Here is a 24,246-nt window from a genome sequence, read left to right on the forward strand (position 1 = left end):
AGAGATATAAAGTGTTCAGATAAATTGCCACTTTTGGCTATTTATTAAGCTGGAGTGAATATTTAACAAACGAACTCGTAATGATAAGTGCCACCATTACGAGTTGTTACGCGACTTTCTTGTCAAACTAAGTTAGCGGATATATCAGTAGGTAGAACTGTTAACAATGCTCTTTGCCCGATTGCGACATTAGCATTAGGAAAGACTATAGCTTCTCCGTCTTTTTCCGTCACGATAGCGACGCCGTTCTCAGTTGCGAGTTCTTCTCCGGCTTTAAATTGAGTAAAGTTAGCAACATTATCGGCAAAACTAAGCTGAAACGATTGATCATGTTTATTAATTTCACGATACACTGTCATAATTTGGTAATTTGCTGAATTAAAATTATCACCAGCATAAGTATGACCTTGCAACAAATTTATTAATGTGGATTTAGCGGCTACAAACTTGCTTTGATCGTTTTCACCAAAGGGTCTAACTTTTCCTAGCTCAACAGTAAACGAATTTGCTCCGTGTGTATTAGACGAGTAATAGCTAAACGTTGTGGCCGGCTTCTCCATTAATAAAAACGTTGTTACGCCCATCGCTTTTAATATTTCAAACTGTTGTTTTTTCCAAGGTTTACCATGCACATAAGGATATACGGCAAACTTCTCATGGGCAGAATCCCTAATTGCTGTGTGTAAGTCATAGTGAGTCCGCTCAGCGTTTGTATATTCAGCATAAAAATTGGTCATGTAATTTTCCAACTTAGACGCTCGCTCACGCTCTTTATTGAGAAATACTTTGGTAACCTGACCTTCGTGTAACGAATGGTAGCCACTAAAAAGTCGGTTCATATTTTCTTCAACAAATCGCTCACCGATATTAATAGAAGCGGGATTACCAAACATAAACAGGACAGGATGTTTAATAATTAAATCACCTGCTATAAGAGAATTAATTATTTCGCTGCAAATCTCAATAGGTGCCGTTTCATTACCATGAATCGCAGATGAAAAGACAAACGCCTGTTCAGCTTGTTCTTTTTTCAAGGTTTTCGGCTCAAACTTAATAACACCGGTATCCCAAACGCTGATGTTATATATCTCGTTTGAACTTATAAACGCGTCTAAATGCCACTCATGTTGACGGGTTAGTGTTAAAAAGTCTGTTTTAATAAGATCATGCATATGGGAAAAGTCCTAAATTTCTATTAGTTAGCGCATGCCATATTAGCAAAGCTAAAAGTAAATACATAACAATCCACTTGATTAGATACATTCAACACTAACTATTATGTATATAAAAATGCCCAGCATAAGCTAGGCATCTTTTAATCAGAACGTATAGTTCTACGCGTTTTTAACTGGGTAAGGCTTAAGTTTCCAAATCCTATCAACATAGTCCTGGATTGAACGGTCAGAGTTAAATTTACCCATGTACGCCGTATTTAATATTGCACTTTTTGCCCAGCCACGTTTATCTGTGTACTTAGTATTTATCTGTTGATGTGCTTTAGAATAACCATCAAAGTCAGCTAAACATAAGTAAGGGTCTCCGCCTTCTAAAAGGCTATGTTTTATCGAAGCAAGCTCACCAGGTTTACCCGGTGTAAAGTAGTCTGTTTCAAACCAGTCTAGCACGGCTTTAATTTCTGGATTCCCATAGTAGTAATCCCAAGGGCTATACCCCGCTTTATTTACTGCTTTTACTTCATCAACAGTTAGACCAAATATAACCACATTATCAATACCAACCTCTTCAGCAATTTCTATGTTAGCACCATCAAGTGTACCAATCGTAATTGCTCCATTTAGAGCTAACTTCATATTACCGGTACCCGACGCTTCCTTACCCGCTGTTGATATTTGTTCAGATACATCCGCCGCTGGTATCATTTTTTCTGCTAATGAAACTCGATAATTCGGTAAAAATACTACTTTTAGCTTGTTATTAATTCTTGGATCATTATTAACCTTATCGGCAACTTTATTGATGGCATAGATAATATCTTTCGCTAATGCGTAGCCTGGCGCGGCTTTAGCACCAAATATAAATACTCGAGGATGCATGTCGTAATCAGGGTTTTGTAGCAACCGTCGATATAAAGCCATAATATGGAGTAAGTTCAGATGTTGGCGCTTATATTCATGTAATCTTTTTATTTGAATATCGAAAATAGCACTCGGATCTACTTCAACATTCGTTAGCTCTTTAATCACTTTTGCTAGTTCAACTTTATTATCATGTTTTATTGCCATGAATTCTTTTTGAAATGCTAAGTCGTCCGCTGATTTATCTAGTTCTCTCAGTAACTCAAGGTTCGTAGGCCATTGGTCCCCTACGGTTCTATCAATTAAGTCTGACAAACTAGGATTACACGCTTTTAACCAACGCCTTGGAGTAACACCATTTGTTACGTTCGTTAATTTTTCTGGCCATAACGCATCAAATTCAGGAAAAAGATCGGTTTTTACCAAGGCCGAATGTACTTCTGCTACCCCATTTACCTTGTTAGAGCCAATAACGCTTAAGTTGCCCATTCTAACCATACGTTCGTTGCCTTCTTCAATGATAGAAAGCTTAGATTTTACTAAATCATTACCAGGCCATTTAGCTTCAACTTCAGTAGCTAAAAAGCGTTGGTTAATTTCGTAGATAATCTCTAAATGTCTCGGCAGTAATTTTTCGAATAAACGCACCGACCATTTCTCTAGCGCTTCCGGTAATAACGTATGATTTGTATAGCTAAACGTTTCTCGGCAAATTGTCCATGCGTAGTCCCAGTCTTGTCCATATTCATCCACTAGGATACGAAGTAGTTCAGGAATAGCGATAGCTGGGTGGGTATCATTTAATTGTACTGCGACTTGCGTACTAAAATGACTCCAGTCATCGTTATGTACTCGTTGATATCGCTTAATAATATCTTTTAACGAACAAGCGCTGAAAAAGTATTGCTGCATAAGGCGTAACTCTTTCCCGGCATCAGTATCATCATTTGGGTATAAAACTTTAGATACTGTTTCTGCTTCTACGTTTTCTTTGTGCGCGTCATGATAGCCGCCAGCGTTAAATACGTCCCAATTAAAAAAGTCTGATGCTCTAGACTCCCACAGTCGTAAGATATTAACGTTGGTACCTTTATAACCTACAATAGGAACATCCCAAGGAACACCTTTAATTACTCGACCTGGGTGCCAAACTTTTGAAATTCCGCCGTTGTCGTCAAATTTTGTTTCAACATACCCATAAACAGGCACTTCTTGTATACTTTCAGGGCGACATATTTCAAATGGATTACCATATTCGCGCCAACTATCTGGGCGTTCTATTTGATGACCATCTTGAAATTCTTGACGAAACAATCCATGTTCGTAATGAATACCATAGCCTACCGCTGGTAAATGCATCGTTGCCAAGGAATCAATAAAACAAGCTGCAAGTCGGCCAAGTCCACCATTACCTAAGGCCATGTCTTCTTCTTCGTCAACAAGCTCTGTTATGTCAACGTTCAACTCATTTAACGCTTGTTTCGCTACATCATATAAACCTAGATTATGAAGATTGTTGCCTGTTAAGCGGCCCATTAAGAACTCTAAAGAAAAGTAATGAACGGCACGCGTGTCATTTTCAAAATATGTTCTTTGGGTTTGGCTTAAACTACTATGCACGTGCTCATTTAGTGCAGACGTTACTGCATCCCACCAACTACGATTAGTCGCTTTGTTGATATCTGTGCCATGAGTAGCATTTAAATGCTTAATAATTGACTCTTTAAAAGTCTGCGCTGTAATAGATGCAGTAAGAGGAAAATTCGATTTATTGTTAGTCGCCATTTGAAATGCCCTGTTGTCTCCAGACTCAGCCTTTTTATTAAATGTTCAGAAGTTAATTCCGAATTGCGTGAGTTCAAGAATAGTCAAAATCTTGGGAAGGAATATATAGGCTAGGAGGTTTTTGACCAAGCTGATGGCCGGACTTTTTGCCCTACATACGTTTGCAGGGCAAAATTTGGCGTTATATTAAAGTTATAGGCCTTTGTTATTAAACGCGGCTGAGACTATTGATTGTGCTTCTTTCTCAATCTTCTCTAAATGCTCAATACCTAAAAAGCTCTCCATATATATTTTATATATTTCTTCTGTTCCTGAAGGACGAGCTGCAAACCAGCCATTTTGAGTAACTACTTTCAAGCCACCAATAGATTCATTATTACCTGACGCTTTTGTGAGAATAGAAACAATTTTTTCACCCGCTAACGTATCAGAAGTAATGTCTTGTGGTGCAAGTGAACTCAATACAGATTTTTGTGCTGCGTTCGCTGGTGCATCAATTCGCTTGTAGTAAGGCTGACCATGCTCTTTTACTAACATGTCATAATATTCAGATGGATTTAAGCCTGTCACAGCGGTAATTTCAGCCGCTAACAAAGCTAAAATAATACCGTCTTTGTCTGTTGACCAAGCGTCACCGTATTTTGTCAAAAAACTTGCGCCGGCACTTTCTTCACCACCAAACATTAACTGGTGATTAGTTAAACCATCTACAAACCATTTAAAACCAACTGGTACCTCAACAACTTCTTTGTTGTTTGCTTTGGCAACACGATCAATCATTGATGTCGAAACCAAGGTCTTACCAATTTTAAGATTCTTATCCCATTCAGGACGTTGTTTTGACAAATAGTCAATACAAACTGATAAGTAATGATTTGGGTTCATTAACCCGTGCGTTTTGGTCACTATACCGTGACGATCATAATCGGGGTCATTTGCGACAGCGATATCGAATTTATCTTTTAAACTAATTAAGCTGGCCATCGCTTTTTCAGACGAGCAATCCATACGGATTTTACCGTCTTTATCTAATGACATAAACGAAAAAGTCGGGTCTACCGTCTGGTTAACCATTTTAAGATCGATACCGTACTGCTCTTTTATTTGTGGCCAATATGCAATACCCGACCCGCCAAGAGGATCAACGCCTATGCTTACGCCTGCTTTCCTTATGGCTGCAAAATTAATTACGCGCTCTAAACCATTTACATAATCTTCAACAAAGTTTTGCTCTTTAACGTAACCAGTTTGCCAAGCTTGAGCGTATGGGAATAGTTTTACATCAAGCAAATCTTCAATAAGCAATTGGTTTGCTCTATCTTCAATCCACTTTGTAACTTTGCTATCTGCTGGTCCACCATGAGGGGGATTATACTTAATACCGCCATCCTGCGGTGGATTATGCGATGGCGTTATGATGATGCCATCAGCCAAAAATGCCGGATGCGCCTTATTGTGCTCAATGATCAAGTTAGAGATCACGGGTGTTGGTGTATAACCTAAACCCTCTTGCACTATTACCTGCACTTCATTTGCCACCAGAACTTCGATGACCGATGCGAACGCAGCTTCAGATAACGCGTGGGTATCAAAACCAAGATAAACAGGGCCTTCGTAATGTTGCGCAATACGGTATTCACAAATAGCCTGAGCAATCGCTAAAACATGGCTTTCATTAAACGTTGTATCTAACGCTGTGCCTCTGTGACCCGAAGTACCAAATGCGACACGTTGTTCCGGATATTTTTCGATGTCTGGTTCATTTAGGTAGTAACTAGTCATCAACCTGGGTACATTGATTAAGTCTTCTGCGGTTGCAGGCTGTCCGGCTCTTGGGTGCATTGCCATCAATATTTCCTTAAATTAATTCTCTGAGCTTTTCTGCATCAGACTCAGCATAGCCTAACTGGCGAGCTACTTCGAAAATGATGAACTTTTTACGGGGCGTGTTGTTATTTGTTGTTACCCAGTATTCGCTATTTGGTATTTGCTTGGGTTTAATACTGCTACCACTGGCTTCTAGTTCGGATGCTGACAGACCAAAGTAATTTCGTTCACGGCCCTTAATACTAAGAACATCTGTGAATGTATTGGTGTGCGCTCGATGAAGTTTACTCAATATAAAAAGAAAACGACCAACAGCCCCTTTTTGGGTAGCAACTTCTTCTTTATTCAATAAATTAAATACAGTTGTGTCTTTGCATATTACGGTATCATTTGCACTTGGTGTAACGATTTCTTGAGGCTCTATAATTGTTGAACCTAGTTCGTTATTTTTTACTTCGGTATTTGTAGACTCAGTAACCGCTGAGTTTTCATGTTTTAAAACTGCGGTTTCCTCTGAGTTACTTTTTAAACTCACTTCAACTGTTTTTATTTCTGCATGTTCCCACAGCAGTCGTCTTAATATATCTGAGGCATTTTCGCCAATTTTTTGCGTGTTTGCGGCGATAAATTGATATAAATCATCGTCTATTTGAATAGTTTTCATAAAATCCAATCATTACTAATTATTATTTGATTCAAATGATCGTTAACGGTAGGCGTTAAAGAATGCCATCATTATAACCAGAATCAAAGCCGCTCTTAAACCCTAATTGCATTAATACGTGGTGTAAGGGAAAATAAAGAACAAGTATAGATGTTTTAACGAATAATTTTTCAAGGCAGTGTCAATGACAATACATTTTCAAACCATAGGCGACGGTGAACCTTTAGTCATTATTCATGGTTTATTTGGTACATCTGATAATTTAAAAAGCGTCGCTCGAGAACTGTCTAACCAATTCAAAGTTTTCCTAATCGACGCCCCCGGTCATGGCGACTCAGATAGCGTCTCACCGCTTTCAATAGGCAATATGGCGTCCGAGGTTGCAAATTTTATAACTGATTTGAATATTGGCCCTGTCGCTATTTTAGGTCACTCACTAGGTGGGAAAATAGCGATGGAAGTGGCACTCACGAAACCTAATTTAGTATCAAAGCTGATCGTTGCGGATATTGCGCCCGTTCAATATACAAGAAGACATGATGCAATTATATCAAGCCTAAAAGCCGTTCCACTTGATAGCTTAAGTAGTCGCCAGGAAGCTGATGCTATATTGGCTGAACGGATTGAAGAACCGGCAGTACGTAGCTTTTTATTAAAAAGTTTAGTTCGAAATAAAGAGTCTGGTTCGGGCTGGAAATGGCGTTTTGACTTAGAGCAGTTGTCAAAGGACTACGATGAACTCATAAAAGCAAATATTGTCGCTGAGTTTACCAAGCCCACCCTTTTTATAATTGGTAGTGAGTCAAATTATGTTACGCCAGATTATCGCCCGCACATAGTGTCACGCTTTCCAAATGTGCAGGCTAAAACTATTAATGGTGCTGGTCACTGGTTACATGCGGAACGTACAGTCGCATTTGTAAAAATATCTAGAGATTTTTTATCTCAATAGCTGAAATAAGATTGTAAATTTGTTAAAATCCGCCGCCGTTTCAGTCAATAGAGCTGAAATAGCGGTAAATCTAAAACACAGACCTAGGTTTTTGGTCATTTAAGGTATGAAGTAATGACACCAGAGCAGTATGCAATTGCAGAAACAATTGGACTAAATTTGTTTTTTTTGGGCATTTTTGTGTTTATTGGCTTGGCGATACAAGATGTTTTGAAAAAAGGCGAAGTACCAAAATTTGGTCGCGTATTTGTTTGGTTAGTTTTGTTCCTAGGTTGTGCGGGTTTTGTTGCAAAAGGAATAATTCAATTTTTTTGGGAAAATAACGGTTTATCTTAAATGGCAAAAGCAACAATTGATAGAACGACTATTGACCTTTTTGCAACTGACAAACAAAGAGGCAGACCTAAATCTTCTCCTTATAGTCGTGAACAACAGATAAGAATTAATAAAAAAAATCAGCTTACCCGAGACAAGCAAGCTGGTTTAAAAAGAGTAGAAATTAAATTACATCGTGAAATTTACGACGATGCAACCGTAATTGCAGAGCAACGTGGCATAAGCCGCAGTGAGCTACTTGCAGAGTTAATAGAAGAATCATTAAAAAATTTATTAGAAGGTTAATCCGATGGCAAGCGTAGGCATCTATTTTGGAAGCGACACTGGTAATACAGAACATATAGCAAAGATGATCCAGAAAGAATTGGGCAAAAATCTAATTGATGTTCATGATGTTGCAAAGAGCACTAAGGAAGAAATTGCTGAGTACGACCTATTACTTTTTGGTATCCCAACTTGGTACTATGGTGAAGCTCAGTGTGATTGGGATGACTTTTTTCCTGAACTAGAGCAAATTGACTTTGATGGAAAGCTTGTTGCTATATTTGGTTGTGGTGATCAAGAAGACTATGCTGAATACTTCCTCGACGCTATGGGTATGGTACGAGACATCGTTGAAACAAAAGGCGCAGTTCTATTAGGTCAGTGGCCAACCGAGGGCTATGACTTTGTCGCGAGTAAAGGCATGGCAGATGCAGATCATTTTGTTGGCTTAGGAATTGATGAAGATCGCCAACCAGAATTAACCGAGCAGCGCGTTAAACAGTGGTGTGCTCAGATTCGTGAAGAAATGTGTTTGGATGAATTAGCCTAATATTTTTACTATTAATTAATTCTAAATAGAAAACAGCGAGTGAATTGACTTCCCTCGCTGTTTTTTTTTATTAAAGACCCAAATTGCTTAATGCCTAACTTCTGCCGTTAAATGTAACCACAAAACATTATTGAATAATGTAAACAACTGTCGAAACTATCACAGCCCCTATTATATTGAGCCCTATACCTTTTTTAGCCATATCAGATATCGTTAGTTGTCCTGACGCAAATACAATACTGTTTGGTGCCGTTGCGACTGGCAAACAAAATGCGAAACTACAGGAAATTACCGCGGGGATCATAATAAGCTCGATAGGGATGCCCTTCTCTATGGCGACGCTTGCTAATATTGGCATAAATAAAGTAGCGGTGGCTGTATTTGAAGTCACTTCCGTTAAAAACGACAAACTTAAACACAAAGACAACAATAATAAAAACATCGGCAAAGCAAAAGCAGATGATAGTTGCTGTCCAATTAATTCACTTAGACCTGATGCAGCAAAACCCTTTGCTAAACAAATACCGCTACTAAATAGGATAAGCATATCCCACGGAATCGTTTTTGCTTGCTGCCAGTCTAAAATAGGTTTGTCATCGTCACCTATTACTATGGCCATTAACATTGCTCCAAACAGCGCTATAGTTGCGTCGCCAACTTGATCTATACCTGTCAACTCCGCCCAACCACCAAACGGATGCTTCCTAAATATCCACATCATCGCAATAATGAAAAAGATAAGTAATGCGCGTTTTTCGCTTTTTCGCCATATTCCAACTTCCGGTAGCTCTAGTTTGTGTTGGAGTGAGATTCCGCGACTTAAATACAAAGCAACAACAGGAATAGTCACTACAACGACAGGAATACCGTATTTCATCCATTCAACAAAGCCGAACTCTTGACCAGCAAAGGTCTCGTATACTGATGCAAATATAACGTTTGGCGGTGTACCTATTAGTGTTCCAACGCCGCCAATACTTGCAGAGAAAGCCAGCCCTAACAGCAACGCAACGGCAAAGTCTCTATTTTTTGCTGATAGCGCGATGGCTGTCGCTACTGGAATTAAAGCAAGTACTGTTGCGGTATTAGATATCCACATCGACAAAATGCTACTTGCTACCATGAATGCAAATACTATTCTGAATGCACTGGTTCCGCCAATAGCATTTATTATGCTAAAAGCGATGCGTTTATGAACCCCTGAAGACTCTAACCCTTTTGCTAATAAAAACGCGCCAAGTAATAAAATAATGACATGACTACCGAAGGCAGATGAAGCCTCTTTAAAGTCGATTATCCCAAACGTAGGTAGGAATATAAATGGAATCAAAGACGCAAATGGAATTGGTACGGCCTCAGTTACCCACCAAATGCCTACCCAAACAGTAATACCAAGTGTTATTGCGATATCCGCAGGTTGGCCAAGTTCAACCGTCATAATGCCCGCGAAAAGCGCTATAAGCGGCGCCAACCAAATTAAACTTTGCTTACTAATACCCATTACCGCTCCGTTCTTTTTATTCTTGTTCTTGTTCTTGTTCTTGTTCTTGAAAGAATAGCATCCAAGTAGCCTTCCCTATGCAGATTTCCAAATCTTAATTTTTTTGATGATATCTTTTGCGGAACTTATTTTTTCTTGGTGATTCACTTCATTAACTTTTGGATTTTCAAACGTAAGATTAATGTCAGTCGGTGCTATGCCAATATCGCTTGGTTTTATTTGACTTAACAAAACATCAACCTCAACCGGTTTGTTACATAATAATGCAATATCGCAACCAGCGCTTATGGCTTTTTCAAAGCGCTCTAAGTAACTTAATGGCTTAGCTGCAGATGCTCCAGCACCCACCATAGCTAAGTCGTCACTAAAAATGACTCCTTTAAAGTTGAGTTGTTTTTTTAACAGTTCTTGTAACCAGTGCTTGCTATAACCAACCGGTTCATCTGCTATTTGCTTAAAAATAATATGAGCCGGCATTATTCCATCAACGATATTTTTAGTAATTAATTTTTCAAATACTTTCAAGTCGTTGTTTTTAATGTCAGCCCAGTTCCTAACGTCAACAGGAACATGAAAATGCGAATCTTCTTTAGTTGAACCATGTCCAGGAAAATGCTTTCCAACGGTCGCCATGCCAGCTTGGTGCATCCCGTCGCAAAAAGCCTCAATGAGCTGAGCGGCAATATCGGGCGACTCATGAAACGCTCGGTCGCCAATAACGTCAGACCCTTGGTCAACATCCATTACTGGAGCAAAACTCAAATCAATTCCATGTGACAAACATTCATACGCCATTAGATAGCCGATGTCACTTACTGACGTTAAGCACTGTTTACTTGGATATTCTCTAACTTGTTTAGAAAGCGCGTGTTTATCTAATCTTTTACTATTGTCGTCATTAGCATTGGCAAAATAACGATACAGGTCTGCCATTGCAGGTAAATGAGTAAAGCCATCTGTTTTAAACCGTTGTACTCGTCCACCTTCGTTATCTACAGCAACTAAAAGAGGTGTCTGCGAAGCATTCTTTATTGCCTGAACAAGGGCCTTTAATTGACGGCTACTTTCAAAGTTTCTCGCAAATAAAATAACGCCCCTTACCAACGGGTGTTTTAATCGAAGCGTTTCTTGAGTGGTTAACGATGTTCCTGCGATACAAACTAACAATGACTTAGCAGGATACTTACTTATGGAGGTTGACATGTGACCCTATTAATACACTTATTTTTTTATTTGAGAATCCTACGTAATTTATAGCAATTAGTACATCGTTTACATAAAGCTTTTACGTTTGCAAAGTACACCTGAATAAATAATAATCTTGGGACTAATATTGAGGGAATAATATGAAACTAAACGCACGCAACATATTAAAATTAAGCTCCATTTGGCTCGCCGTGGCAACAAGCATTCAGTTACAAGCAAGAACAGAATCAAACATAGCAGATACTGATATCAAAACGGCCCGTTTGGTAGAATCCATCGTTAATGCAACCCCAATTAAGCGCAAAGAGCCAGCTTACCCTTCAAGCGCCGCTAAAAAGGGAAAAGAAGGATGGGTTCAGGTAAGTTTTGTGATCGATACTGATGGAAGTGTAATAGAGCCAATAGTCATCGATTCTGTGGGCGACGTTGCCTTTGAACGTGCAGCATTAAAAGCAATTAAAAAGTGGAAATACTCACCTGCACAAAAAAATGGAGAGGCAATTCAACAGTGCGATTCGCAGCTTCAATTTGATTTTTCATTGAATAATAATAGCGTGTCAAAACGATTCAGAGAATTTTACGACAGTGCATTAGCTCTATTGAAAAACAAAGAGCTAAATAAATTAGAGATTGTATTGTCAGAAGCTAAATGGGCTGAGACGGCTAACTTAACTGAGCTTACATGGTTTCACTATTTAAACGCAGAATACTATTTACTGCGGGGCGACAAAAACAGTGAATTAAAACATCTATATAAAGCAACTCACAAGCCTAAATATGCAAATTACAATGGCAGGTTACCCGAAGTTACAACCGTACGTAATTTGCATCGAATGTTCATCTTAGAGTCAGAACAACAGCGCTATAACGACGCTCTATACACTTTTAATAGCCTTGATTATTTAACGTCTGACCAAGCAAAAAACACAAAGCAAGCATTAGCACCATTCGCTGAAAACATAGAGCAATATATAGCCAGCGACAAACTAATTGTTCGTAACGCAAATCTGTCTGAGTCTGGTACTTGGCGACACAGATTGTCTCGTAATTCTTTTGTAATTCAGAATATAAATGGCACCCTAGATAAGTTAGATGTTCGTTGCGATAACAAACGTAATACTTTTACTGTCGAAGAGAATAATCAATGGGTAATCCCAAAATCTTGGGGTAAATGCCAAGTTTTAGTTGATGGCAGTAATGGTGCAAGTTTCAAGTTAGTTGAGCTAAACAGTTAATACAGGTATTACTACTCAGGTTCCCTTCTATCCTGTATAATCTTGCGCAAATTCGGCAGGGCTATTTTAAATGCCCTGCTCGAACGTTCAATTAAAGAAGGCAAAGTATGACAGTCGAAAAATTCACTCCAAACAAAACAACAACGCTTGAAACTCCAGTTAAGGTAATTGCAGAGCAAAATAAAGCACAAGGTGCGACTACGTTAACGGAAGGTCAATCTTTTGATGTAGGGAGTAAAATCGGTTTTATAAGTTTAGGCTGTCCAAAAAACTTAGTCGACTCGGAGCGAATTTTAACTCAACTTCGTACAGAAGGTTATGAGGTGGTTAATACTTACCATGACTCAGATTTGGTTATTGTTAATACTTGTGGCTTTATTGATAGTGCTGTTCAAGAATCTTTAGATACCATAGGCGAAGCGTTAAAAGAAAATGGCCGTGTTATCGTAACTGGTTGTTTAGGTGTTAAAGATGATGAAATTAGAGAAATTCACCCAAATGTATTGGCAGTTACAGGCCCTCATGCCTATGAAGAAGTCCTTAACCAAGTTCATGAGCATTTGCCTAAACCAGAGCACAACCCTTTTGAAAACTTAATTCCTGACCATGGCGTTAAGCTGACTCCAAAACATTTTGCATACCTAAAAATATCTGAGGGTTGTAACCACAGATGTACGTTCTGCATTATCCCATCAATGCGGGGCGACCTAGTTAGCCGCCCAATTGGAGAAGTTTTATCAGAAGCGGAGCGCTTAAAAGCCGCTGGCGTAAAAGAGTTATTAGTAATATCACAAGATACTAGTGCTTACGGTGTTGATGTTAAACACAAAATGGACTTTTGGAACGGTATGCCGATTAAAACGGACATGAAAACACTATGTGAAAAGCTGGGCGAAATGGGTATGTGGGTTCGCTTACATTACGTTTATCCTTATCCTTCTGTTGATAAAACAATACCGTTAATGGCTGAGGGTAAATTATTACCTTATTTAGACATTCCTTTTCAACATGCCAGTCCTAAAATTTTGAAAGCGATGAAACGCCCAGGGCAAGCAGAAAAAGTATTGGAGCGAATTCAAAAATGGCGAGATATTTGCCCTGAAATTGTTATTCGTTCAACATTTATCGTTGGTTTCCCTGGTGAAACTGAAGAAGACTTTCAAATGTTGCTCGACTGGTTGGATGTAGCTCAACTAGACAGAGTTGGCTGCTTTAAATATAGCCCAGTCGAAGGCGCTAAAGCTAACGATCTTGGTGGTGATGTTTCTGAAGAAGTTAAAGAAGAGCGATATATTCGTTTTATGGAAAAACAACAAGCTATTAGTACCGCTAAGTTAAAAGCTCGTATTGGCACTACAATGAAGGTATTGATTGATGAAATTGATGAAGAAGGTGCTATTGGTCGTTGTTACGCTGATGCGCCAGAAATTGACGGTATGGTTTACTTGAATGAAGAAAAAGATGTAAAACCAGGCGACTTAGTTGATGTTTTAATAGAGCATTCTGATGAATATGACCTATGGGGCCGTATCGTATAATTCAAAACTATTTTACATTAGAGCTGTTTTTACGGTTCTAATGTAATCTGTTATGCGTATAATGAAATTAGAATTAATTAAAAGAAAAGCTTTATGAGTGAAAATGATCTTCAATTAAAAAACGCCGGATTAAAGGTGACTTCGCCCCGTTTAAAGGTTTTAGAACTATTAAAATCTCTTAAAGACGAACATATCAGTGCCGAAGATTTATATAAACTGATGTTAGAACACGAAGAAGAAATCGGTTTAGCGACTATTTATAGAGTCTTAAACCAATTTGATGATGCCGGTATTGTAACAAGGCACCATTTTGAAGGTGGCAAATCGGTATTTGAGCTAGCTAATAAAAAACATCATGACCATTTGGTTTGTTTAGACTGCGGTAAAGTTCTTGAATTTACAGATGATGTTATTGAAAAGCGTCAAGACGATGTAGCAAAGCGCAATGGTATTGAACTTACCAATCACAGCCTTTATCTATATGGTAACTGTGTTAAAAAAGACTGCGAGAACCGCGACTAACGCGTTCTCGCTAGCATCTTAATTGATGTACGGGTTGTTTACCCTTTCATTTCCAATAGTTGATGTTGGGCCGTGTCCTGATAGGAACTGATAATCATCATCTAATGGCAACAGGTTTTCTTTAATTGCATTTATTAATGTAGCATGGTCCCCTCTAGGGAAATCTGTTCTGCCTATACTCCCTTTAAATAAAACGTCCCCTACCCAGCACCATTTATACTTATGGTTAATAAAAACAACATGACCTGGAGTGTGTCCAGGACAATGTAAAACTTGAAACTCTAAATTACCTACAGTGACTTTGTCGTTATGAGACAACCACCGCGTTGGTTCGAAAGGTTTTGCCTCGGGAAACTGAAACATTCTTGACTGATCAGATAACCTATCTATCCAAAAAATATCTTCTTGTTGTGGGCCTTCAATTGGCAAAGTTAACCTTTCACTTAAATCTTTGGTTCCACCGGCATGATCAATATGGGCATGGGTAATTAAAATTTTCTCTGCAATCACGCCTAGTGAATCTAACTTTGAGATAATGCGATCAACTTCTCCGCCTGGATCAACTATGGCAGCTTTGTTCGTTTCAGTACAAATTATGATACTGCAATTTTGTTGAAACGGCGTCACTGGTAAAACTTCAATTTTCATTTATTCCCTCGAAGAACTCTTCTACAATTGCTTGATAACTACCTGACGATTTTACCTCGTTAAGGCCAACATTAAAAACTTCTATCAAATAATTACATTGAACAAACGATTTTGCACAAACTAAGTAATACGGCTCGGTATAAATTACTTGTTCATCAAGCAGTTCTAACTGCTCATTATCCTTTTGCGAAAAGTATCCAAGTAAATATTTAGCTAACGCTTTTTCAATTAAAATTACATCAAGCTCACTATTCAAAAGTGCTTTAATGCCCGTGTAATCAGATACTAGTTGTTCTGTGTTTAAATACTGTACATAAGAATCAAACTGCGGACCATAACTCTGGATCCTTGATAAGCCTATTTTATAAGGTCGCAATTGGTCATAGCGTGTCCAATAGAAGCGCACAGTTTTACGTGCTAAAAAAACAAACTCAGCTTTATAGATAGGTTGAGAAAAAAGCCACTTTTTCTCTCGCTCGTTATTTTTCTGCCACCAATAAGACAAGTGATGTTCAAGATCAACGGCTTGTTGCGCCTTCGTCCAGTTAGTAAAAATAAATTGAGGTTTATTATTACTATGGTCTAATGACTTATGAACTATTTTTGATATAAAACCTGTCGAACTGCCTTCTTCCATTATGTAGGGAGGAGCAACTCCGGATGATATCTTGATAGTATTAGTTTCGGCGTTTACTCGTATACTAAACAGTATCAACAAGAATAAGGAAATAAACTTTATCATGGTTATTCAACAGCCACCTTTTTCATTCACTAAGTTAGTTTATAGCGCAATTACACGAACCCCGCGTGAATTAGCACTATTTCAACCTTTTGCTATTAGTGTAGATAACTTCTTCCCACATTATAAAGTTCTAAATGGTTTTGAGAGTTTATTTGGTTCTGTCGACCACCGTCCTAATTTTGTATTTAACGCGACGTTCCCACTGATGCTTCAATGTATTTGTCAGAGCAGTATTCCTTCAAATTTACTTGGATTAATTCATATTTCATCAGAAATAATCCCTTTAAAGAAACAAAACTGGCGACTGCCGTCGGTTGTCTCTGTTGAATTAATGACAGCTACAGAAAATGAAAAAGGTATCCTTTATGAAATTAGAACTTCGGTTTGGCAGAATAAAGAACTTACTATCGTTAACATTAATAAGATGTTAGATAAGAATCGTTACTACAAAGGAAGCTCCGCTCCTATATCGCAAGACAATAAAATAACGACAGAATTAGCAAGCTACAAAATTACACAAAAAATGGTTAGAAATTACGCTTCAATTTCTCGAGACTATAACCCTATTCACATCAGTAACTGGTTAGCAAAGCAGTTTGGTCTCAAATGTGCCATTGTCCATGGCATGTATAACGCCCACTTAGCGATAAACGAAGTGATGCTAGAAGAAGATAATAAATATGGCTCGCTATTGGTAGAGTTTAATAAACCATGTTTCATACCTGCAAGCATGGTTTTAACTAAAACCGAAGATGCCTACTCGATGTATTCTTCAGACCTATCAGAGCGTTTTGTAAAGATTAGCTTCAAGTCAGCTCAGTAAAATAGTGTTCCATAAATCGCGAGCATTAAAAAAGGAAGCCTAAGCTTCCTTTCATCAAAATCAAATTTTTGCTTGATTAAGCAGCTAACGCTTCGTTTGCTTTAGTAACTAAAACAGCGAATGTTGCTTGGTCGTGAACAGCGATGTCAGCAAGGATCTTACGATCTACTTCAATAGACGCCTTTTTCAAGCCGTTCATGAATTTGCTGTATGACAAACCGTTTTGACGAGCCGCTGCATTGATACGAGCAATCCATAATTGACGGAAAACACGTTTCTTTTGACGACGGTCACGGTATGCATATTGACCTGCTTTTGTTACAGCTTGGAATGCTACGCGGTAAACACGTGAACGTGCTCCGTAATAACCTTTAGCTGCCTTTAGTACTTTTTTGTGACTCTTGCGAGCTTGTACACCACGTTTTACTCTTGCCATTATTCAGTCTCCTCTCTTAAGCGCCAGCTAACATACGATCGATCAACGGCTTATCTACTGAAGAAACCATTAACTTGCTACGTAAGTGACGTTTACGCTTAGAGCTCTTCTTAGTCAAAATGTGACGTAAGTGAGACTGTTTACGTTTGTAACCACCAGAGGCAGTCTTTTTAAAGCGCTTTGCCGCGCCGCTATGAGTTTTAATTTTAGGCATTGCCTAGACTCCGCATTGTTAGAGTGTTAATTAAAATGGTATTAAGGCGAACTGGTTTGTCGAAACTCACCAATTACTTGTTAAGGCCTTACCTACCGACTATTTTAAGAGCTTAGTTGCTCTTAGTTGGTGCGAGTACCATGATCATCTGTCTACCTTCAGCACGTGAAGGGAAAGATTCGCACGTAGAAATTTCTTCTAAATCCGCTTTAACACGTCTTAGTAAATCTAGTCCGATATCTTGATGAGCCATCTCTCGACCACGGAAGCGGATAGTGACTTTCGCCTTGTCTCCAGCTTCAATGAAGCGACGCAGGTTGCGTAGTTTTACCTGGTAATCGCCTTCATCAGTTCCAGGACGGAATTTAATTTCCTTAACCTGAATCTGTTTTTGCTTCTTCTTTTGCTCTTTTTGAGCTTTACTCTTTTCGTATAGGAATTTGCCGTAGTCCATAACTTTACAAACAGGTGGTTCAGCATTTGGACTGATCTCTACAAGATCCATTCCTGCTTCAATTGACGCTGCTAATGCTTCTTTAATAGAAACAACACCTAAAGGTTCACCTTCAACGCCGACTAATCGAACTTCTTGAACGGTAATTTCTTCATTTAACCTGTTTTGAGCAGCCTTCTGGCCACGTTTGTTTTGCGCTCTAATGGCAAAATCCTCCAAAAAAATTATAAATAAAGCACCGCGAGTCGTTTTCTATAATTTTATACTCATTGCGATGCTCGATATTAGTTACGAATGTTATTCGTATTTGCTCACTACTTCATTAAATTGTGCGATAAAGTCATCGATTGGCATTGAGCCCATATCGTCACCTTTACGAGTTCGAACTGCAACTTGTGCTGATTCTTTCTCTTTTTCGCCAACAACCAACATAAACGGAATACGCTTAAGAGTGTGCTCACGGATTTTAAAGCCTATCTTCTCATTTCTCAAGTCCGAAATGACTCTAATTCCACTTTGTTTCAGCTTTTCTTCAACATTTTTAACATATTCAGCCTGTGAATCGGTAATATTCATAATTACTACCTGTTTTGGGGCCAACCATGTCGGAAGTAAACCAGCATACTCTTCTATCAAAATTCCTATGAATCGTTCTAATGAACCAAGGATGGCACGATGAATCATGACCGGTGTGCGACGTTCATTGTCTTCAGCAACATAAGTTGCACCTAAACGACCCGGCATAGAGAAATCAACTTGAACCGTACCACATTGCCAAGCACGACCTAAACAGTCATGTAATGTGAATTCAATTTTAGGACCATAGAATGCACCTTCACCAGGTTGCAAGTCATACTCTAATTCGTTTGCATCTAACGCATCAGCTAGTGCTTTTTCTGCTTTATCCCAAATTTCATCGCTACCTACGCGCTGTTCTGGACGCGTAGAAAGTTTAATTGATACATTTTCAAAACCAAACGTTTTATAAGTATCAAAAACCATTTGAATACAGCCGATTACTTCTTGTTGAATTTGTTCTTCAGTACAGAAGATATGAGCGTCGTCTTGAGTAAAGCCACGAACACGCATTAAACCGTGTAATGCACCAGATGGCTCATTACGGTGACAACAACCAAACTCAGCCATACGCAATGGCAAGTCTCTGTATGACTTTAGGCCTTGGTTAAAGATTTGAACGTGCCCTGGGCAGTTCATTGGCTTGATAGCATATTCACGGTTTTCAGAACTTGTAGTAAACATGTTGTCTGCGTACTTGTCCCAGTGGCCTGATTTTTCCCACAAGCTTCTATCCATCATTAAAGGGCCTTTAACTTCGTCGTAGTTATACTCAGTTAACTTGCGACGAATAAAACGCTCTAGTTCAGTATAAATAGCGTAACCATCGTTATGCCAAAATACCATGCCTGGGGCTTCTTCTTGCCAATGGAATAAGTCTAACGCTTTACCAATTTTACGGTGATCGCGCTTCTCAGCTTCTTCTAGACGCTTCAAATAACCCTTAAGTTGCTTTTTGTCAGCCCATGCTGTGCCGTAAATACGCTGTAACATTTTGTTATCAGAATTTCCGCGCCAATAAGCACCAGCGACTTTCATTAACTTAAAGTGTTGGCAAAATTTCATGTTTGGAACGTGAGGACCACGACACATGTCGATGTATTCTTCGTGATGGTATAAAGCTGGTGAATCTGCTTTATCAATATTTTCATCAAGAATTTCGATTTTGTAACTCTCTCCTCGTGCTTCAAAAGTATCACGCGCTTCTTGCCATGTTACTTTTTTCTTTACAACATCGTAGTTTGTTTTCGCTAGCTCAAGCATGCGTTTTTCAATTGCTGCGATATCGTCTTGCGACAATGATTGCTCTAAATCAACATCGTAGTAAAAGCCATTTTCAATAGTAGGACCAATTGCCATTTTTACATCTGGGAACAATTGCTTAATCGCATGCCCTAATAAGTGAGCACAAGAGTGACGGATAATTTCTAGTCCATCGTCATCTTTGGCAGTGATGATTTGCAATTTAGCATCTTCGGTAATTAAGTCTTTTGCATCAACGCGGTTGCCATCAACAACACCAGCTATGGTCGCTTTTGCTAAACCAGGGCCAATGTCACCAGCAACATCAAGAACAGAAACAGCATTATCAAACGAGCGTTGACTACCGTCAGGAAGAGTAATAACAGGCATTTTATTTCCTTAGTACAGTGGCGGCGCCTACAATGCGTCGCGTATACAGTATAATTTATTAAGTGTTGGCATGTTAAACGGTTACAATCCGTTTAAACTAGAGCCGGGAGAGTGACATAAGTCTAGCGCGAATGTTATTTTATCTAACATAAGATCTCAAGCCAGATACCTGCTTTTATGTAGATAAATTTAAGCCAGTACAGAGTTTCCTCCGTACAGTTTCCATAAATTGAAAGTTAATGACACAGAGAATACAAATGAAGAGTAAAAATCTTGCCGTTTTAGTTACAGGGGCAGCAAAAAGAATTGGAAAACAAACCGCTACTTTACTTCACAAAAATGGATATAACATTGTCGTTCATTGTAATAACTCAACTGATGCTGCTGATTTATTTGTTCAGGAACTAAATACAATAAGACCAGGTTCAGCAAAGCGTGTTACAGCTGATATTACTAACTTTGAAGAATTGGAGTCATTAGCACAACAGTCTATTGATGCTTTTGGTCGACTAGATATGCTAGTTAACAACGCTTCGTCTTTTTACCCAACAAAGGTTAATGACGTGACTGAATCAGTTTGGGACGACTTAATGGGTACGAATTTAAAAGCGCCCTTCTTTTTAATCAAACACCTACAAGACGAGTTAAATAAAAATAAAGGTAACGTTGTCAACATGGTAGATATACATGCTGATAGACCGCTTAAAGATTACCCGGTTTATTGCATGGCAAAAGCCGGATTAGTCATGCTGACAAAATCGCTTTCTAGAGAATTAGCACCTAATATTAGAGTAAATGGTATTGCACCTGGTGCGATACTCTGGCACGAAAATGACTTATCAGAGCAAGACAAGCAGCAAGTCTTAAGCGAAATAGGTTTAGCTAGGCTGGGTTCTCCCGAGGATATCGCTGAAGCCATATTATATATGAGCAAAGCTTCATACGTTACAGGACAGATTTTGGCTGTAGATGGCGGCCGCAGTATAAATGGGGGAAGTAAAGCCTAATTTAGGAAGGCTTATGGACACATTTACAAAAACCATAGTATGCCCACATTGTGGGCATCATGTTAGCTTTGAATTCGATATGAGTAATGGCGATCAAGATTATTATGAAGATTGCGCTGCATGCTGTAACGCAATTCACTTAAATACTCATCTAGATGAGATCCGCCAGAAAGTAGAACTTAAAGTCGATGCTGACGATGAGCAAATATACTAAAAAAAGTAATTAACATTACGTAATTTGACTTTTAGTTACTATATCGGTTTTGTGATTTAAGATAACGCTCTACTGTTTGTACCGTTGTATAAGTTTGTTGATCAACTTCGATGTTGATTTCACTGCCTATTTTATAGTTACCTAAGTTTGTTATGGATAGTGTCTCTGGAATTAAATGCAACGCGAAACTATTCCGGTTAACATCACCGACGGTTAAACTACAACCATTCACACCGACAAAGCCTTTATGTAAAATGTACTTCATCCAACGTTCATCGAGGTTTAGTGTCAACTTAACGTTATCTTGCGATGTTTCAATATTTGTTAACAGTGCCGTAGTATGAATATGCCCAGAAACTATGTGTCCACCAATCTCGGTTCCAAATGTAACACTTCTTTCAAAATTAACCTTATCGCCTTGCTTTAAGGTGCGCAGGTTAGTTTTTTCTAGTGTTTCATCTATAACATCAAAATAAACTTGCCCAACTACATCTGACAATTGATTTTCATATTTCGTCACCGTTAAACAAACGCCATTAATGGCAATACTCGCTCCTATATTTAAGCGCTCTAAAAACTCATTGCCGACAGATAGACAGATCGTTTTAAACGTATCATGACCAGTAATTCCTATTACTGTCGCTTTTGTTTGAACAATACCAGTAAACATTATTAATACCCTTTATCGATGAGGCCCTACTATATAAAAGATTTGCCCATGTTCCTAATTCGTTTGACAGGTATACGTCGTAAACGCTTTTAAATTCACTAATTTGTTGGGAAATTAAGCAGTTGATTTAAATTTAGAATAAAACGGCTTGCACTTATTAACATCGTTGTTTAGCATACACCGGTCTTCAAGACACTTCTTTATACAACCGTAGCTCAGTTGGTTAGAGCACCACCTTGACATGGTGGGGGTCGGTGGTTCGAATCCACTCGGTTGTACCAATCTTTTCAATAATTTACTTCTCTTTCAGTATAAAACAATCAATGAGTTCACGATTCTTCATATTTTGATGCTTTATATCTAGTCGCTAAAATATTTATTTTAAACATAAAAAAAGGCTACCTAAGTAACCCTCTATCTAATTATTTATTTTTACGTCGGTTTAGCTAGTTATACGACGTCCCATCACGATAAGCCCTAGCATCAAAATAGCAAAAGCACTGACAAATATTAAAGCAATTCTCTTATTCATTAAACGCCACTCCTAAATTTGATTTCATGATGTACTGTAAAATCACGCAATTAGCGTTTCATTACATAACAAGCTGAATTTAATAGAATAATCCTTAGCTAGAAATTAATCTGTAAAATTATCTGACAAGATACCCCTTAAATTACTACGTCACGAAGTGCTTAAACATTAATGCTGTTTCTTTTTCACGTTTTGAATCAATAATCCAATGACAATAAAAAGTAACCCCAAAACTGTTGATATAAATATCTCTTCACCGACTATAAAGTGAAGTAACAATAACGAAATAAAAGGTGAGATAAATATTAAGTTGCTGATCATTGAAGTATTTTCTGCATATCTCATTGCCATTAACCAAAAAACAAAGGTAACCCCCATCTCAAAAACACCTACGTATACTGCTGCTAGGATTGATACGCTAGTAATATCATTAAAACCATAGAGGTATTGAGTCAGAGGCACTAACCAAATGGAGCCAAACAAAAAACATAGACATACCGATATTATTGGGTCGGTTTTTATTTTTGTGTTCAGTATCCAATAACTAGCCCAAAGAAACGTAGAAATTAATGCCAACGCCACCCCTATTCCGTCCGTGAACGTTAAGTCAAGCAGTTGCCCTTTTGTCGCTATAACTAAAACACCCAGGTAACCTAAACCACACGCTAACCAATCTTTTACTCTGATCTTTTGGCCTAAAAATATAGCGCTCATTAAAGTTAGTGCGATAGCCCATGTATAGTTTAAAGGTTGTGCTTGAGAGGCTGGTAGACGATCATAAGCACTAAATAGAACTAGATAATAAGCAACAGGGTTTAGTAAAGAAAACAACGCAAAGCGTTTCCACTTGGTTTTTAGAATAATTAATAGCTCTTGCTGTCGTTTGGTTAACAGTATAACTAAAAACAAAATGGTAAATGACGACACGGAGGCAATAGTCAGTAATTGCATTGGTGACATTGAGGATAAGGCTAACTTAAATGCTGTAGCAACAGTTGACCATAGCAAAACGGCGATTAACGCGTATTGAATTGCTCTGTGTTGGTTTTTTTCCATGTGTTTTTAACGATAATATGTCTTAGTAACTGGCGAGATTATAGATAAACGTCTATTAATTAAAGATAGTTTTTTTAATGGGTTATCTACATTTTGTTTACAACAAAACGACAAGCGCTTTTTATATCCATCATCCTTTTATTATTTACCTTTAATATCCGCGCTCAAGTTAGTCAAATAAGGATAGTTACTGAGCATTTACCTCCCTTTCAGATCGGTAAGGACAATCGCTTAGTTGGTGGAAGCGTTGGTAACGAAATAAATAAATTGCTTAGAATAGTATTACCCGATCACAGTATTGAAGTTATGCCGTGGGCTAGAGCTTACAAGGTCGCATTAAACAGACCTAATACTATTATATTTTCAATAGTTAGAACTCCTGAACGAGAAGACAAGTTTATTTGGATAGGCAAAGTGGCTGCCGTGTCAACCGAGCTCATCACACTGAAGAGAAAAGCTCTTGAGCCCGTTAAGTCTATAAATGAACTACGGCACATTCAAATAGGAGTTAAAAGGCAAGATGCTGTAGCTGATTTTTTAGCGAGTGAAGGCTTTCTCTTTGGTGAACAGCTAGTAGAAATAGTAAATACTTTTTCTACTATGAAAATGTTAGAAAAGGAACGCATAACCGCAATTCCTTCTAATAGGTTAATTACCGAATATTATTGCCAAACAACAGGGTGTAATACCACCGACTTCAAAACTATATACGTATTTAAACAACTGTCCGAAGAGTTTTACTTAGCCGTAAGTAAAGGCACTGATCCGATGCTCATTGAAAGGCTTAAAGAGGGTTTTTTAATGCTCGATTTACCTCTTTAATGCC

Annotated in this window: 25 protein-coding genes and 1 tRNA gene; 12 read left to right on the top strand and 14 right to left on the bottom strand. The window is 38.3% G+C overall.

The window, feature by feature from the left end; all coding sequences use genetic code 11:
• Window positions 1-122: 122 nt before the first annotated feature.
• The 4 genes from astE to seqA all read right to left on the bottom strand — a co-directional run bounded on the left by astE (window position 123) and on the right by seqA (window position 6,312).
• On the bottom strand, window positions 123-1,172 hold the full coding sequence (gene astE, locus J9318_RS08470; RefSeq protein ID WP_210559510.1) for a succinylglutamate desuccinylase: 1,050 nt from the start codon (window positions 1,170-1,172) through the stop codon (window positions 123-125).
• A gap of 162 nt (window positions 1,173-1,334) precedes the next feature.
• Window positions 1,335-3,821 carry a glycogen/starch/alpha-glucan phosphorylase gene (locus J9318_RS08475; RefSeq protein WP_210559511.1) on the bottom strand — a complete coding sequence of 829 codons (2,487 nt, stop codon included), beginning with the start codon at window positions 3,819-3,821 and terminating at the stop codon, window positions 1,335-1,337.
• A gap of 192 nt (window positions 3,822-4,013) precedes the next feature.
• Window positions 4,014-5,669, bottom strand: coding sequence for a phosphoglucomutase (alpha-D-glucose-1,6-bisphosphate-dependent) (gene pgm / locus J9318_RS08480; protein ID WP_210559512.1), 1,656 nt, complete (start codon window positions 5,667-5,669; stop codon window positions 4,014-4,016).
• 10 nt (window positions 5,670-5,679) lie between these two features.
• A complete protein-coding gene (gene seqA / locus J9318_RS08485) occupies window positions 5,680-6,312 on the bottom strand; it encodes a replication initiation negative regulator SeqA (RefSeq protein WP_210559513.1) in 633 nt (210 codons plus the stop codon).
• A 184-nt stretch (window positions 6,313-6,496) separates the two neighbouring features.
• On the opposite strand from seqA, the gene J9318_RS08490 reads away from it, so the two are divergent.
• From J9318_RS08490 to fldA, 4 genes are all read left to right on the top strand, one after another.
• A complete protein-coding gene (locus tag J9318_RS08490; protein WP_210559514.1) occupies window positions 6,497-7,264 on the top strand; it encodes an alpha/beta fold hydrolase in 768 nt (255 codons plus the stop codon).
• 114 nt (window positions 7,265-7,378) lie between these two features.
• Entirely contained in the window at window positions 7,379-7,600 is a 222-nt protein-coding gene (locus J9318_RS08495; RefSeq protein ID WP_210559515.1) for a DUF2788 domain-containing protein, read from the top strand.
• Window positions 7,601-7,885 (top strand): LexA regulated protein, encoded by a 285-nt coding sequence (gene ybfE / locus J9318_RS08500; RefSeq protein WP_210559516.1) that lies wholly within the window; start codon window positions 7,601-7,603, stop codon window positions 7,883-7,885.
• A 4-nt stretch (window positions 7,886-7,889) separates the two neighbouring features.
• Window positions 7,890-8,414, top strand: coding sequence for a flavodoxin FldA (fldA, locus tag J9318_RS08505; RefSeq protein ID WP_210559517.1), 525 nt, complete (start codon window positions 7,890-7,892; stop codon window positions 8,412-8,414).
• A 127-nt stretch (window positions 8,415-8,541) separates the two neighbouring features.
• On the opposite strand, the gene J9318_RS08510 is transcribed toward fldA, so the two are convergent.
• Window positions 8,542-9,915 (bottom strand): SLC13 family permease, encoded by a 1,374-nt coding sequence (locus J9318_RS08510; protein WP_210559518.1) that lies wholly within the window; start codon window positions 9,913-9,915, stop codon window positions 8,542-8,544.
• A 75-nt stretch (window positions 9,916-9,990) separates the two neighbouring features.
• On the bottom strand, window positions 9,991-11,118 hold the full coding sequence (gene nagZ, locus J9318_RS08515) for a beta-N-acetylhexosaminidase (protein ID WP_210559519.1): 1,128 nt from the start codon (window positions 11,116-11,118) through the stop codon (window positions 9,991-9,993).
• Window positions 11,119-11,261: 143 nt separating this feature from the next.
• On the opposite strand from nagZ, the gene J9318_RS08520 reads away from it, so the two are divergent.
• The 3 genes from J9318_RS08520 to fur all read left to right on the top strand — a co-directional run bounded on the left by J9318_RS08520 (window position 11,262) and on the right by fur (window position 14,416).
• Entirely contained in the window at window positions 11,262-12,356 is a 1,095-nt protein-coding gene (locus tag J9318_RS08520; RefSeq protein ID WP_210559520.1) for an energy transducer TonB, read from the top strand.
• 107 nt (window positions 12,357-12,463) lie between these two features.
• Entirely contained in the window at window positions 12,464-13,894 is a 1,431-nt protein-coding gene (gene rimO, locus J9318_RS08525; RefSeq protein ID WP_210559521.1) for a 30S ribosomal protein S12 methylthiotransferase RimO, read from the top strand.
• A 93-nt stretch (window positions 13,895-13,987) separates the two neighbouring features.
• The gene (gene fur, locus J9318_RS08530; protein ID WP_210559522.1) at window positions 13,988-14,416 is read left to right on the top strand and encodes a ferric iron uptake transcriptional regulator; all 429 of its coding nucleotides are present in this window, start codon (window positions 13,988-13,990) and stop codon (window positions 14,414-14,416) included.
• Window positions 14,417-14,434: 18 nt separating this feature from the next.
• On the opposite strand, the gene J9318_RS08535 is transcribed toward fur, so the two are convergent.
• Complete coding sequence (locus J9318_RS08535; RefSeq protein ID WP_210559523.1) at window positions 14,435-15,064, bottom strand: MBL fold metallo-hydrolase; 630 nt, start codon at window positions 15,062-15,064, stop codon at window positions 14,435-14,437.
• Window positions 15,054-15,806: a substrate-binding periplasmic protein gene (locus J9318_RS08540; RefSeq protein WP_210559524.1), complete on the bottom strand. Its 753-nt coding sequence runs from the start codon at window positions 15,804-15,806 to the stop codon at window positions 15,054-15,056. The genes J9318_RS08535 and J9318_RS08540 overlap by 11 nt, the downstream gene beginning before the upstream one ends.
• On the opposite strand from J9318_RS08540, the gene J9318_RS08545 reads away from it, so the two are divergent.
• A complete protein-coding gene (locus J9318_RS08545) occupies window positions 15,805-16,629 on the top strand; it encodes a MaoC/PaaZ C-terminal domain-containing protein (protein WP_210559525.1) in 825 nt (274 codons plus the stop codon). The genes J9318_RS08540 and J9318_RS08545 overlap by 2 nt on opposite strands.
• Window positions 16,630-16,705: 76 nt before the next feature.
• Here the strand turns inward: J9318_RS08545 and rplT are convergent, their stop codons facing one another.
• From rplT to thrS, 4 genes are all read right to left on the bottom strand, one after another.
• A complete protein-coding gene (gene rplT, locus J9318_RS08550; RefSeq protein WP_208832356.1) occupies window positions 16,706-17,065 on the bottom strand; it encodes a 50S ribosomal protein L20 in 360 nt (119 codons plus the stop codon).
• Between the two features lie 16 nt (window positions 17,066-17,081).
• Window positions 17,082-17,279, bottom strand: coding sequence for a 50S ribosomal protein L35 (gene rpmI / locus J9318_RS08555; RefSeq protein WP_210559526.1), 198 nt, complete (start codon window positions 17,277-17,279; stop codon window positions 17,082-17,084).
• Between the two features lie 112 nt (window positions 17,280-17,391).
• The gene (infC, locus tag J9318_RS08560; protein ID WP_210559527.1) at window positions 17,392-17,952 is read right to left on the bottom strand and encodes a translation initiation factor IF-3; all 561 of its coding nucleotides are present in this window, start codon (window positions 17,950-17,952) and stop codon (window positions 17,392-17,394) included.
• A 78-nt stretch (window positions 17,953-18,030) separates the two neighbouring features.
• Window positions 18,031-19,941, bottom strand: a complete 1,911-nt coding sequence (thrS, locus tag J9318_RS08565) for a threonine--tRNA ligase (protein WP_210559528.1) — start codon at window positions 19,939-19,941, stop codon at window positions 18,031-18,033.
• A gap of 257 nt (window positions 19,942-20,198) precedes the next feature.
• On the opposite strand from thrS, the gene J9318_RS08570 reads away from it, so the two are divergent.
• Together J9318_RS08570 and J9318_RS08575 are read left to right on the top strand one after the other, a co-directional pair.
• The gene (locus J9318_RS08570; RefSeq protein WP_210559529.1) at window positions 20,199-20,948 is read left to right on the top strand and encodes a pteridine reductase; all 750 of its coding nucleotides are present in this window, start codon (window positions 20,199-20,201) and stop codon (window positions 20,946-20,948) included.
• Window positions 20,949-20,961: 13 nt separating this feature from the next.
• Window positions 20,962-21,162 carry a CPXCG motif-containing cysteine-rich protein gene (locus J9318_RS08575; RefSeq protein ID WP_210559530.1) on the top strand — a complete coding sequence of 67 codons (201 nt, stop codon included), beginning with the start codon at window positions 20,962-20,964 and terminating at the stop codon, window positions 21,160-21,162.
• 31 nt (window positions 21,163-21,193) lie between these two features.
• Here J9318_RS08575 and J9318_RS08580 read toward each other — a convergent pair whose 3' ends face one another.
• Entirely contained in the window at window positions 21,194-21,832 is a 639-nt protein-coding gene (locus tag J9318_RS08580) for a riboflavin synthase subunit alpha (protein WP_210559531.1), read from the bottom strand.
• A 204-nt stretch (window positions 21,833-22,036) separates the two neighbouring features.
• On the opposite strand from J9318_RS08580, the gene J9318_RS08585 reads away from it, so the two are divergent.
• Window positions 22,037-22,113: transfer RNA gene (locus J9318_RS08585), tRNA-Val, on the top strand.
• Window positions 22,114-22,532: 419 nt separating this feature from the next.
• Here J9318_RS08585 and J9318_RS08590 read toward each other — a convergent pair.
• A complete protein-coding gene (locus J9318_RS08590) occupies window positions 22,533-23,420 on the bottom strand; it encodes a DMT family transporter (protein ID WP_210559532.1) in 888 nt (295 codons plus the stop codon).
• A 93-nt stretch (window positions 23,421-23,513) separates the two neighbouring features.
• Between J9318_RS08590 and J9318_RS08595 the strand changes: the two genes are divergently transcribed.
• Complete coding sequence (locus J9318_RS08595; protein ID WP_210559533.1) at window positions 23,514-24,242, top strand: substrate-binding periplasmic protein; 729 nt, start codon at window positions 23,514-23,516, stop codon at window positions 24,240-24,242.
• Window positions 24,243-24,246: the final 4 nt, after the last annotated feature.

The sequence above is a fragment of the Psychrosphaera aestuarii genome (genome assembly GCF_017948405.1).
In the GTDB taxonomy this organism is placed as follows: Bacteria; Pseudomonadota; Gammaproteobacteria; order Enterobacterales; family Alteromonadaceae; genus Psychrosphaera; species Psychrosphaera aestuarii.

Excerpts from the sequence above, each read along its gene's own strand:
- astE (WP_210559510.1), bottom strand. The coding sequence starts at position 1,172 with ATGCATGATCTTATTAAAACAGACTTTTTAACACTAACCCGTCAACAT.
- J9318_RS08475 (WP_210559511.1), bottom strand. The coding sequence starts at position 3,821 with ATGGCGACTAACAATAAATCGAATTTTCCTCTTACTGCATCTATTACA.
- pgm (WP_210559512.1), bottom strand. The coding sequence starts at position 5,669 with ATGGCAATGCACCCAAGAGCCGGACAGCCTGCAACCGCAGAAGACTTA.
- seqA (WP_210559513.1), bottom strand. The coding sequence starts at position 6,312 with ATGAAAACTATTCAAATAGACGATGATTTATATCAATTTATCGCCGCA.
- J9318_RS08490 (WP_210559514.1), top strand. The coding sequence starts at position 6,497 with ATGACAATACATTTTCAAACCATAGGCGACGGTGAACCTTTAGTCATT.
- J9318_RS08495 (WP_210559515.1), top strand. The coding sequence starts at position 7,379 with ATGACACCAGAGCAGTATGCAATTGCAGAAACAATTGGACTAAATTTG.
- ybfE (WP_210559516.1), top strand. The coding sequence starts at position 7,601 with ATGGCAAAAGCAACAATTGATAGAACGACTATTGACCTTTTTGCAACT.
- fldA (WP_210559517.1), top strand. The coding sequence starts at position 7,890 with ATGGCAAGCGTAGGCATCTATTTTGGAAGCGACACTGGTAATACAGAA.
- J9318_RS08510 (WP_210559518.1), bottom strand. The coding sequence starts at position 9,915 with ATGGGTATTAGTAAGCAAAGTTTAATTTGGTTGGCGCCGCTTATAGCG.
- nagZ (WP_210559519.1), bottom strand. The coding sequence starts at position 11,118 with ATGTCAACCTCCATAAGTAAGTATCCTGCTAAGTCATTGTTAGTTTGT.
- J9318_RS08520 (WP_210559520.1), top strand. The coding sequence starts at position 11,262 with ATGAAACTAAACGCACGCAACATATTAAAATTAAGCTCCATTTGGCTC.
- rimO (WP_210559521.1), top strand. The coding sequence starts at position 12,464 with ATGACAGTCGAAAAATTCACTCCAAACAAAACAACAACGCTTGAAACT.
- fur (WP_210559522.1), top strand. The coding sequence starts at position 13,988 with ATGAGTGAAAATGATCTTCAATTAAAAAACGCCGGATTAAAGGTGACT.
- J9318_RS08535 (WP_210559523.1), bottom strand. The coding sequence starts at position 15,064 with ATGAAAATTGAAGTTTTACCAGTGACGCCGTTTCAACAAAATTGCAGT.
- J9318_RS08545 (WP_210559525.1), top strand. The coding sequence starts at position 15,805 with ATGGTTATTCAACAGCCACCTTTTTCATTCACTAAGTTAGTTTATAGC.
- J9318_RS08540 (WP_210559524.1), bottom strand. The coding sequence starts at position 15,806 with ATGATAAAGTTTATTTCCTTATTCTTGTTGATACTGTTTAGTATACGA.
- rplT (WP_208832356.1), bottom strand. The coding sequence starts at position 17,065 with ATGGCAAGAGTAAAACGTGGTGTACAAGCTCGCAAGAGTCACAAAAAA.
- rpmI (WP_210559526.1), bottom strand. The coding sequence starts at position 17,279 with ATGCCTAAAATTAAAACTCATAGCGGCGCGGCAAAGCGCTTTAAAAAG.
- thrS (WP_210559528.1), bottom strand. The coding sequence starts at position 19,941 with ATGCCTGTTATTACTCTTCCTGACGGTAGTCAACGCTCGTTTGATAAT.
- J9318_RS08570 (WP_210559529.1), top strand. The coding sequence starts at position 20,199 with ATGAAGAGTAAAAATCTTGCCGTTTTAGTTACAGGGGCAGCAAAAAGA.
- J9318_RS08575 (WP_210559530.1), top strand. The coding sequence starts at position 20,962 with ATGGACACATTTACAAAAACCATAGTATGCCCACATTGTGGGCATCAT.
- J9318_RS08580 (WP_210559531.1), bottom strand. The coding sequence starts at position 21,832 with ATGTTTACTGGTATTGTTCAAACAAAAGCGACAGTAATAGGAATTACT.
- J9318_RS08590 (WP_210559532.1), bottom strand. The coding sequence starts at position 23,420 with ATGGAAAAAAACCAACACAGAGCAATTCAATACGCGTTAATCGCCGTT.